The following is a 10,140-nucleotide window of genomic DNA, read 5'->3' as shown; positions in this document are numbered from 1 at the left end:
CTGTGCAACCACCCGGCGGAGCCGACGGGAGGCACACCCCCACTAAATTCGGAGACCCGGTTTGCCATCACGCGCCTCCGGCGGAGCCGGCCGCCGCGCGCTGTCCGCTCAGCCAGGGCCCCAACTGCGTGGCGGCGGCTCCGGCCGCCATGATCAGACCGATGGCGTCGCAGGTGGGCTGCCCGCTGTACACGAGGACGATCACTACCAGCAGGATGATCGCGAAGACGGTGATCCGCTGGACCGGCGTCAAGGTCGCGCCGCAGAGCGCGTGATCCGGTGACGCCGCCTGCCGGCGGCGTCGGGATCGCGCAATATGTACTGACATAGTTGTTTCCCCTCCCTGAGTGCGGCGAAGACGACCGCACCAGCAGTTACCGGCTGTGATGCGGTCATTACCCAGTTTGGCCCCGGCGGGGAGGGGCGGAAACCCTTTCGCTCAATCGGATTCAGCCTGGACAGGCGCCGCTCATTGCTAGAGCTTTCGGTGTCCTTTTCCGTTCGAATACCGCAGCGTGCGGAAGTGTCCCGGCGGCTCATCCGTCGCTCTCTGTTTCGTTCAGGCTGGACGTCTGCCGCAGGGCAGGCCCCGCAGCACCAGCACGCCCGCAGGAACACCCTTGACCTGCATGTTTTCTGTTCGGAACGGTTCGGAACCCGTTCCGAACGCGGAAGACCTTGCACTGTGACCGCCAGGGTGGTGAGCTGAAAAACGGAACCCCTGCCCTCGAAATACACCGCCCCTCCCCCTTCCTGGGTGCGGCAGTACATCAGCAGGGGCAAGAGGGGGCTCCTGTTACCGGCCGGAGCCCCCTCGCTGCGTCCACCTATTCCGGCCGCGGTATCGAAACGCATTTCTGCGGAGGACCTTCTGCGGAAAGCCGGAATAGGTGTTCTGAACGGCGTCCGCCAGCTCCAGCCGACCGGCGTGAGCTGGCCCTCCTTCTCGAACGGCAGCAGACCGTTCAGCTCGCCCCGGACTGCCTCTCCCCGCTGACTGCGCTTGTGCACCGGCTCCTTCGCCGGGCCCGCAGACGAACACCTGACGGAGCCAGCAGAACCCGTTCGGTGGCCGCCGGAGCCCGGTGCAGGCACCGAGCCATCGGTCAGCCGCTGCGGCGCGACCACCATCGGCGCCGCTCCGGCTCCTGCTGCCCAGCGGCCGGAGGCTCGGGGCCGACCGAGGCCGACGTGGCGGCGCAGCGCCGCCGCAAGCAACAGGAGGAGACCGAGGCGGAGCGCCTGGCCGCCGAGGCGGAGCGGGCGCGGGAGCAGGCGGCCGAGGCCCGGTACCGGATCGCGGTCCTCGAGGCGGAGGCGGCCACGGCGGACGACTGGGCCGACCTCACCCCGCGCCAGCGCAAGGCCCGCAAGGCGGCTCGCATGATCGGAGGCAGCGCCGGCCATGTCGACGTCGTGGAGCTGAAGGAGATCGAGGCCGCGGGGATGGCTGCTCGGTCCGGTCCCGTGGTCAGTGCCTTCAGCGCGTGTTGGAGGTCGATGATGTGCTCGGGCGTGCTCGTTCAGGGGCTTGCGCGGGTGTCGGGCCTCGGCGCGGTCGTGGTCGGGGTCCGGTGCGTTGTGGCCGGAGGCCCCGACCACGGTGGGTTGGTCCCCGACCACGGGCCCGACTACCGCAGGTCACAGTCGTGCGCGGGCCCGGTCAGCCCTTTGAGGGCCAGTCCGGCCCCGCGCACGGCACGGGGCCGGACGTGCTGCGCAACCCGGCCCCATGGGCGCCTTCGGTCGCCCGGCGACAGCAACTGTTGCGCTGGAGGTTGCGCCAGGGTGTTGCGCTGGGTGTTGCACCAAGAGGTTGCGCTGGATGTTGCGCACCCTCCGGCCGGTCTCCGCGTCTGTGCAGGTCACCACGTGGTTCCGGCGTGGTCGGGGTGCTGACATCCCCCTCAGAGCACCCCACGACCGCCTCGGCCTGGAAGAAGGGTGGGAGGGAAGCGGGCGGGACGCGGGGAGCGCCTCGGGGGATCAGACGCTCGCTGGCCCCCTCGCGTGCTGATGGCCTTCGGAGCCCAGCGGGACGGAAGACAACTTGTCTCCGAGACGGCGACAACCGACGCCGACCAGCCGGCGGAGTCGCCGCTCGCGGGCACCCTGGCACCAGCGATGTCCGGCGACCCGCTCATGGAGGAGATCATGACGGGCCTGGCGACGTGCGTGTGCACGACGCTGGCCACCGCCGGCCGCCCGGCGTGCTGCTGCATGTGGTTCCGCGGCTCCCACCGTCCGCCGATGGACGCCTGCCACTGCGACTGCGACAACGGCGGCCAGGGCGTGGCGTGGGTACGGATGCTGAACATGGAGAACGCCGCGCAGACGGGCACCAACCCCAGGATCTCCGGGTTCCGCGCGTACTGCTCGATCCCGGCGCCCCGCTGGCGGATGACCATGGAACTCGGCGTCTACGGATGCGTCGATACCGGCAACGAGGAGACGGGCCCCGACTGTGCGACCCGCTCGAACGCAGCCGCCGACGGCGCCTGGGACGACCTGCTCCTGATGCAGGCCGCCGAGTGCTGCACGGTCATCCGCAACCGGCGCCCGGTGTTCATCCGCGTCGACCCGGTCGGACCGACCGGCGGCTGCGCCGGGTCCGTGGTCGCACTGTGGCTCGACTACGCGCCCGGCAAGGTGAACACCGGACCTTCGACTCTGGGTAATTGAGTTTAGAAATCCAGCTCTTTGTGGAGCTCAGCACGAAATGCCCTACGTGTCTGATCCGCGTCGCGGGTCATGTACGATAAGAGTCTTTCGAACTCCTCCTGCGGATTGGTGCCGAGGGGTGTCGGCAGAGTCTGACCATTCAGTACCGCCTCTTCCCAGATCTGAACCACTGTCTCAACCATTTGGACAGTACGCCAGGTGTCCCGAACCGCGTCAGCATCCAACAACGACTCAGGTGCTTCCAGGTCGAGCACGGAGTAGGTCTTGTGGTAGGCGTCCAACGCAGACGCCCAGGCAGCCGCCTTGGAGCCATCGAAGGTGCCAGAGATCAGCGCCTCCGCGTGGGGAGCGTAGGCATTCCTGAGATCGCGCAGCTTGTTGAGGAAATCCGCGAAGGTATTCCTTCTGAGCTGCCACCACGCCTGCTCTCGCTGCGTTAAGGCTGTCTTCGTCACCTGACGTAGCGCTGCTGCAAATGCGAAACCCCCGGCCAGTAGTGCGGCAATCGAGGTAATGACTGCCGCCCAGATAGCGGCTGATTCCTGCGACATCTGAGCATCATGCCAGTCACTCGTAGCGCAGCAACACTCGGTCGAGAGCCGCTTGATCAGTCAGCGGGAGGCAACTTCGGGCCACTGGATCCGAGCGGCGGTTCCCTGCCGCTCGGCCTAGGCGACGACGTCGGCGGTGCCGCCGTGCCGGAGAGCCAAGCGCTGAACTTGCTCAAGTCGGAGTCCGGCACCGTTGCTGTCGGGCATCCTGCGGCCATGTCTCAGACATCTACGACTCTTTCCGTCGTCGCCATCGTCGTTGCGACGCTCAGTGCCATCTTCACGGGCCTGAACATGACCTTCTCGGCCCTCACCTATCGCCGTGTGCGGCCCAAAGTCGAGGTTCTGGAGGAGAACTGGGGTGTGTGGGAGCCGGACGGAGGCTACGACTTCAGCTTGCGCCTCGCCAACCGCAGCACGACTCCCATCGGAGTGGAGTCCGTCTCCGTCATTGGTTCCCACGGCCATCGCCGCAACGACCGCTTCGTGAGGCGCAAGGAGTTCGAGAAGCCTGAAGAAGTAGCCGCTTTGAGCGGCATCGTGGTGTCGATCCCGCTTCCTACAAGCCTGCTCATCATCGACGGCAAGGTGCCTCGCTACATCACGGCCATGGTGCGCCTCACAGACGGCCGCGTCATTCGCACCAGTTTCAAGGACTTCCCACGGCTGTTGCCGGAAGACAGACTGGGGGCAGCGGCGCCGGTCGTGAAGGCGCCCCCCAAGCGCTGACTGCGGCGGCGTGCCTAGCGTGAGGCGCCCTCGGGCCACAGGACCCGCACCGCAGTTCCCTGCCGTTCAGCGTAGGCGACGACGTCGGCGGTGCCACCGTACGCCCAGGCCGGCTCGCCGTCCCATACGGCGAGCAAGTCGTCGACCAGGCCGACGAGAATCTCGCTGCCCGCCATGTGGGCCTGGGCGTCGGAGACCGTCATGCCGGTCTCATGCACATCGGAGGCCAAGCCGAGCAGCCGGTCGTAGGTCGGGTGGTGCCAGTCGGGGAGCCCGGCGCGGTACTCGGCGGCGGGGACGACGGCCTCGATGCGCCCGCCGTGGGCGAGGACTGTTTCCGCCCACCAGGAGTCCGGGCCGTCCGGGTCGGGGATGAGGCCGGTGTGCCTCGCCCACCGGAAGGCGGCTGCGGGCACCTTCAGGCGCTTGGCGGCCTGGCTCGCGTCGTACTCGTTTCGTCGCATGAGATCACCTCTCGCTCGTTCGCCGGAAGCGGCGGGCAGAACATGACAGACCACTCGAAAAGCTGTCAATGTCCCCTGGAAATAGGTAAGTTGGGCACGCTCCGCTAGGACTGCGCCCGCGTACGCGAAGGGAAATCACCCACTCGGGTGCCACTACGGACCGAACCGGACCACCGTGGTCGGGCCGACCACGCCCAGCGCGACCCCCGACCACCTGTGTCATCGAATCTTGAGTGCGTGCCATCGAAGTTTGATCGACATCGTCCCTGGGCAGAGCGCTACAGTGCCGTGCGGCCTTCGGATCCTCACGCTCGACCGCGCAAGCCGTGCAGCCGTCCAGCCGGACTGGGCTCGGCCATCGCGTCGGTTCCCTGGGTCGGTCAGCGGTTGGCTCGGCGGATCGTTCGAGCGATTTTCGTGCTCTGCCCGTGACGCTGGCTTCGGGTTGCACGGTTGCAAGTTGATCACTTGCAACCACTCTGAAGGAGCCCTCATGCGCATGCGCTCTGTGTTCGCTACCACCGCGCTCGCGGCGTCCGCTGTGCTCGGCAGTGCCGCCACGGCAAGCGCCGACCCCGCCCCGCCTCCGGGCCTCACCACATCACCGTTCGAAGCCGCAGAGGCAATCCTCAACGGTGCGTTGGATGCGGGGGAGAACCCCTTCCAGGGGGCCCCGCCGGCGCCGCCAGCTCGCTTGGCAACGGCATTGGCGGCTCCACTCTGGGCATTCCTGGCCAGATCCTGGCGTTGCTCGGCTGACGACTCCTGACGACTCCTGACGCCGAATGAACCAGCCGCACGGCTTGGCGCTGTTGACCCCTGAAGGTGCACAAAGCCTCTGGATCCTCACGCTCGACCGCGCAAGCCGTGCGGACCCCCAGCCGCGCCGGCCATCGCCAGCCTCTGGCTTTCGGTGATCAAACTTCGATGTCACACGCTCAAGGTTCGCTGTCACAGGACACCCCGACCACGCCTCCGGTCAGGGCGTGTCCGATGTGACACCGAATTCGAACAAGCGATCTAATGCCGGTATGGACGTGACCGACTTCCCCGACGACCTGGTGCAGACGCAAGCCGCCTGGAACGCCACCTATGACGCGTTCGCCGCACCCCGCCCCCGCGACACCGCCGCCTGCTGCGCCTGTCCGTACGGCTGTGGTGGCACCCCTACTGGGAAACCGCCCCCTCGGTACCGGCGGCACGCTCCGAGCTGCGCCACCTCGCCCGCACCCACGGAGCTGTCCGGGCCGCGTGACCCGGCGCCTCGGTCGACCAGGAGCACGGGGTTGCGACAAGGGTTGCGCCTGGCTGTTGCGCTGGAGGTTGCGCCTACTGTTGCGCGACCTGACGGGCCGTCTCCATGTTCGCGCAGGTCGCTACGCGGTTTCGCCGTGGTCGGAGTGCTGACATCCCCGTTGCGGCCGCTCTGCCCATGTCCCCTGGCTGGAGTGAAGGAGTAAGGGACGGGCGGGATGGGCGGTACGGCCGCGGCCGTGGATCGGCGCGCGCTCGGTCTGGTTGCGCGGCGGCCGGGCCCGCCGCGCCCCACCCGCCATCGGCCCGGTGGCCGGGCCGGGACGGAAGTCGCCGGCATCCCGGTGCTGTCCTCCAGGCGCTGAGCCCCACCAAGGGGTGAGGCGGGAAGCTCCCGCCAGATGGAGGTACTGCTGTGATCGTTCGCTTCGCGGGCGGCCCGCTCGCCGGGCGCGAGCTGGAGACCGCCGACGCCCCGTGGGCCGGAGGCTGGCTCACGGCCGGTGACGCCAGCTGGGGCCTGTACCTCCCGGTGGACCGCGACCCGGTGACCGGTGTCGTCCTGGCGGAGATCCGGGTCACCATCCCGCGCCACGAGTAGAGGCCCACTGGCACCGTGACGCACGAGACCCCGGGCCCTGTCGACGGGCCCGGGGTCTCGTACGGCGGCGGGGGAGCGGTCAGAAGTCGTCCCCGTAGCCCTCCCGCTCGGAGGGCGGCCCGAACCGCTCGATGGACCAGCAGGTGCAGTTCCCGCCCTCGTACAGCTCCTTGTCACACTCCTCGTGGTGCTCCCGCACCGGCCGCTTCTTCGGGACCGCCGGCGGCGCGGGCTGCGGTGCGGACGGCTCCGGGGCGGCCTCGACGACCGGCACCACGCCCGCCCAGCCCATGCCCAGCGCGGCGAGGGCGGCGCGCTGCTCCACGGTGAGCTTGTCCCGCCTCGACTTGGTGTTCGAGAGCCACACCCCCAGCTTCACTGGCACCGGCTCCGCCTCGCCGTCGACCGTGATCTCCACGACCGTGCTGCGCGGGACGGGCCGCTGCCCCTCCTTCTCCACCCACTGCGCCAGGGCTGCCAGGCCCCGCTGGAACGCCGCCTCTGCCTTGCTCCCGGCCTTCTTCGGATCCTTGGCCGCGTCGGCCGGCGCCGGAAGGAGCTCCGCCGGGGCGGCGGCCGTTACGGGGAGGGTGGCGCCCCGCACGCCTAGCGCGGACAGCCGCTCCCGCTGCTCGGGCAGGAGCTGCGCCCAGGTGCCCGGCTCCTGCTGCCGCCACCTCCAAGTGCCGATGTCGTCACCCTCGAAGGTGACGCCCGGCGCGATGTAGGGCAGGTGGCCGTCGGCGTCGACCAGGTCGGCGAGGACGCGGTAGTGGCGTTGCCAGTTCAGTGGCCACGGGCAGTTCCAGTCCGGGTCGATCGCGGCCAGCTGCTGCGCGCGCTCCGCCGCGCGCTTCGGGTCCTTGCCGAGGCCGCCCTTGCGGCGCAGGTTCGCCATGTGCTGTCCGATGGGCACCATCGCCTCGCCCTCGCCCCACACCGCGTCCTGACGCGGCGCGAGGTGCCCGGTCGCCCGCCGGTACGAGCGCAGGGCGGCCAGCTTGGCCTCCCAGGCTTCCTCTCCCGGTTCCCAGACCATCCCGGCCTCCGGCGCGTCCAGCAGCGTTTTGCGCCGCTCCTCCAGCTCACCGGCCCGCAGAGCCTTCCGCTGCTGGTGGACCCATCGGCCAAGCGGAAACGCCTTCGTCGCCCCCACTTCGACCTCGACGTCGTAGGGAACGGCGTAGAGGCCGGTGATCTCGTTCTCCTTCCGCCAGCGCAGCAGGGCTTGGTAGCCCTCCAGCCACACCAGCGACTCCGGCCGGTAGACCCGGGTGCGCAGGAACGCGGCGATGGTCGCCGCATCCCGGGGAGAGGAGAAGCGGAGCAGCGCGGACTCGGCGGCGCCGTCGGTGTCGCCCTGCTCCTGTTCCTCCCCGTCGCCACCGGCGCCGACGATCCGCCCGTCCTCGTCGCGCCGCACGTGCACGGTGCGCTGCCCGCTGGTGAGAGCACGGGAGGCAAGCTGCTCCACGAGTCGTTCATCGTGCGAGCGCAGACCCTGCAAAACGGCGACAAGAGGGCGGAAGCTGGCGGAGGCGACCATGTCGGTCGGGTCCTCACCGGGCTCCAGGAACACCGGCACGATGATCCTGGCCACCTTCGTGCTGCCGTCCTTGTTGAGCCGGAGTGCCCGGCCGATGTTCTGCACGATCTCCACCTGCGAGCCGCGGGTGTCCGCGAAGCAGATCGCTTCCACGCCCCGTTCGCCGGTGATGTCCACGCCTTCCCCGAGCACACGACAGCTCGCAAGGAACGCCCGGTGCACCCGCCGGCCCGCGGCATCGATCCCGTTCGCGAACTGCCGGATCACCTCGCGGCGCTCGGCCACGAGGTGGTCGCCGCACAGCCACGCCGACCACACCCGGCCCGGCGGCACGTGGCGGCCAGCCTCCAGCTCGTAGAACCGCGCGTCGATCGACGACGCGGGGAGCCGGTCCGCGGCCGCCAGGGCCTTGTCGGAGGCATCGCTCACGTACAGCTCCGCAGCCGTCTGGGGCATCTTCTCCGCGAACGCGGCGGCCTCCTCCACCTTCTGGTGGAACGTCATGACCGTACGCAGGTTGTACGCCGCCGCGTGCTCCAAAAGTGCGGTCTGCAGCAGCGCCAGGCGCCGGCCCCGCTGCGCCTCCTCGGACTCCCCGAGGACGGGCGAGGGGTCGCGGATCTCCAGCACGTCGATCTCGAATCCGGCGAGGATGCCCCGCTCGATTGCCTCCGAGAGCCCGAGTTCGGCCAGCCACGGACCGTACGTCTGGGAGTCCTGGCCCATCGACGCGAGCTCCAGCTCCTGGCCGCCCGCGCCCTTCTGCGGTCGGGGCGCCGCGAGGATGCGCGGGGTGGCGGTCAGGTACAGCCGGAAGTCCGCCGGGATGCGAGCGTTGTCGTGGATCGCCGCCCACGGCCTGCCAAGATCGCCTGCGGTGGAGTGGGCTTCGTCCACGATGGCGAGGTCGAAACCGCTCATCTGCTGCCCGTACAGGCGCTCCCCGCCCGCCAGAGCGGCCTCCAAAGGCCCGCGAACCTTGCCCTGGCCCATCGGATCCTCGAAGTCCTCGCGGTCCACCAGGGAGGCGTACGTGGCGAACACGACCACCGGCCCGGACCCCGCCCACAGTGCCAACTGGATCGGGTTGGTGGTGGTGCGTACCCCCAGCGAATCGAGCATCGCATCGCTCTCCAGCGAGCACACCGCCACCAGCGGCGCCCGGTGGCCCACCAACCGCCACGCCTGAGCGGTCTGCACGAGCAAGTCCAGAGTCGGCACAGTCACCAGGACCCGCCCGCCCGGGAAGCACTCCAGCGCGCACGCGGCCGCGGTGATCGTCTTGCCCGATCCGGTCGCGGACACGATCGTCCCCCGTGCCCCCTCCGACGACACAGATGATCTTGCAGGGAATTCCACCCACCGACGGAAAGCCGCTTTCTGGGCCACCTGGTGTTCCCGAAGCCGAATACCCGGCATCTCCCCGCTCCTCCTCTGCCTTCTTTTCCACTCGCTTCGGAAATCACCAGGACGGCGTGAAGGACGGGACGGACACCGTACCGTCCTCGCCCACGACGATCCGCTCGCCAAGCTGGGCCAGGACCTCAGAGGGGCGCAGCCCCGTCCGGCCGGCCACCGTCTGGATCAGCCGACTGGGCGCGGCGGACAGTCGGATCTCCGCCCGCAGTTCATCCGCTTCCTCCCCCTGCCGTTCCCCGAAGGCGGCCGGTGCCGCAAGAGCACCAGCAAACCGTTCCTCACGCTCACGAGCCCACACCGAGCCCTGAGCGTCCCGTTCTGGCTCGTACACCCTCCAACCGACCGCAGTCATCAAGTCCCTGACGCGCCGCCACTCAGCATGCTGGGCCAGCCAGATGACAGCCAACCGCTCCCGGTCCGTCTCGAACTCGTAGAAGGAACCGTTGCCCCTCAACCGCTCCGCGGTCTCCCGCTCACGGACAGCGGCCTCCGCGACCTTTTCCGCAACGGCGGCGACGTCCAGGCCATTCGCCTGACGCCGGACCTGATCCCGCGCCACGTCCTGAGCACTCCACATGCGTTTTCCCTTTCCCGAAAGGCGCGGGCAACCAGGCCCACATAGGGCAGTTGAGGGGTGTCCCGTGTTTCCGCCAACTCTACATGTCCATCAACCTGATGCACCCACTGCACCAGAACCCGAAACGAACGAGCAACCCCCCACTCTCGCAGCCAGCCCGGCCCGCGAAGCGGGCCCCAACGGCCCTGGAGGCGCAGCCGGAAGGACCGCCAGGCGGGGGAGCGCAGCGGACCCGCCGGCCCGGACTGGAGCGCAGCGGAAGTCCGGTAGCGGGACGAAATCCCGCCGCTCCGGGAGCGCAGCGGACGGAGCGTGAA

Annotated in this window: 8 protein-coding genes and 1 pseudogene; 4 read left to right on the top strand and 5 right to left on the bottom strand. The window is 69.2% G+C overall.

The genetic code is table 11. From position 1 onward, the window contains the following. Positions 1-67: 67 nt before the first annotated feature. Positions 68-253 (bottom strand): hypothetical protein, encoded by a 186-nt coding sequence (locus ACFP2V_RS28605; RefSeq protein WP_381218194.1) that lies wholly within the window; start codon positions 251-253, stop codon positions 68-70. A gap of 1,763 nt (positions 254-2,016) precedes the next feature. On the opposite strand from ACFP2V_RS28605, the gene ACFP2V_RS28600 reads away from it, so the two are divergent. Further along, positions 2,017-2,682: a hypothetical protein gene (locus ACFP2V_RS28600; RefSeq protein ID WP_381218193.1), complete on the top strand. Its 666-nt coding sequence runs from the start codon at positions 2,017-2,019 to the stop codon at positions 2,680-2,682. Positions 2,683-2,684: 2 nt separating this feature from the next. On the opposite strand, the gene ACFP2V_RS28595 is transcribed toward ACFP2V_RS28600, so the two are convergent. Next, entirely contained in the window at positions 2,685-3,233 is a 549-nt protein-coding gene (locus tag ACFP2V_RS28595; RefSeq protein WP_381218192.1) for a hypothetical protein, read from the bottom strand. Between the two features lie 9 nt (positions 3,234-3,242). Here ACFP2V_RS28595 and ACFP2V_RS28590 point away from each other — a divergent pair, with 9 nt between their 5' ends. After that, positions 3,243-3,962, top strand: a complete 720-nt coding sequence (locus tag ACFP2V_RS28590) for a hypothetical protein (RefSeq protein WP_381218191.1) — start codon at positions 3,243-3,245, stop codon at positions 3,960-3,962. Positions 3,963-3,976: 14 nt separating this feature from the next. Here ACFP2V_RS28590 and ACFP2V_RS28585 read toward each other — a convergent pair whose 3' ends face one another. After that, positions 3,977-4,426 (bottom strand): hypothetical protein, encoded by a 450-nt coding sequence (locus tag ACFP2V_RS28585; RefSeq protein ID WP_381218190.1) that lies wholly within the window; start codon positions 4,424-4,426, stop codon positions 3,977-3,979. Between the two features lie 1,031 nt (positions 4,427-5,457). Here ACFP2V_RS28585 and ACFP2V_RS28580 point away from each other — a divergent pair. Beyond that, positions 5,458-5,681 (top strand): annotated as a pseudogene (locus tag ACFP2V_RS28580) (hypothetical protein). 414 nt (positions 5,682-6,095) lie between these two features. Next, positions 6,096-6,281, top strand: a complete 186-nt coding sequence (locus ACFP2V_RS28575; protein WP_381218189.1) for a hypothetical protein — start codon at positions 6,096-6,098, stop codon at positions 6,279-6,281. Positions 6,282-6,360: 79 nt separating this feature from the next. On the opposite strand, the gene ACFP2V_RS28570 is transcribed toward ACFP2V_RS28575, so the two are convergent. Continuing rightward, a complete protein-coding gene (locus tag ACFP2V_RS28570) occupies positions 6,361-9,246 on the bottom strand; it encodes a DEAD/DEAH box helicase (RefSeq protein WP_381218188.1) in 2,886 nt (961 codons plus the stop codon). A 43-nt stretch (positions 9,247-9,289) separates the two neighbouring features. Next, on the bottom strand, positions 9,290-9,823 hold the full coding sequence (locus ACFP2V_RS28565; RefSeq protein ID WP_381218187.1) for a hypothetical protein: 534 nt from the start codon (positions 9,821-9,823) through the stop codon (positions 9,290-9,292). Positions 9,824-10,140: the final 317 nt, after the last annotated feature.

The sequence above is a fragment of the Streptomyces incanus genome (genome assembly GCF_042656345.1).
GTDB lineage: Bacteria > Actinomycetota > Actinomycetes > Streptomycetales > Streptomycetaceae > Streptomyces > Streptomyces incanus.
The sequence above is the reverse complement of the archived record's forward strand: the minus strand, read 5'-3'. Positions and strand labels throughout refer to the sequence as shown.

What these genes read in the sequence shown, in the direction of transcription:
- ACFP2V_RS28570 (WP_381218188.1), bottom strand. Translation starts at nt 9,246, where the DNA reads ATGCCGGGTATTCGGCTTCGGGAACACCAGGTGGCCCAGAAAGCGGCT.
- ACFP2V_RS28565 (WP_381218187.1), bottom strand. Translation starts at nt 9,823, where the DNA reads ATGTGGAGTGCTCAGGACGTGGCGCGGGATCAGGTCCGGCGTCAGGCG.
- ACFP2V_RS28590 (WP_381218191.1), top strand. Translation starts at nt 3,243, where the DNA reads ATGCCAGTCACTCGTAGCGCAGCAACACTCGGTCGAGAGCCGCTTGAT.
- ACFP2V_RS28585 (WP_381218190.1), bottom strand. Translation starts at nt 4,426, where the DNA reads ATGCGACGAAACGAGTACGACGCGAGCCAGGCCGCCAAGCGCCTGAAG.
- ACFP2V_RS28600 (WP_381218193.1), top strand. Translation starts at nt 2,017, where the DNA reads ATGGCCTTCGGAGCCCAGCGGGACGGAAGACAACTTGTCTCCGAGACG.
- ACFP2V_RS28595 (WP_381218192.1), bottom strand. Translation starts at nt 3,233, where the DNA reads ATGTCGCAGGAATCAGCCGCTATCTGGGCGGCAGTCATTACCTCGATT.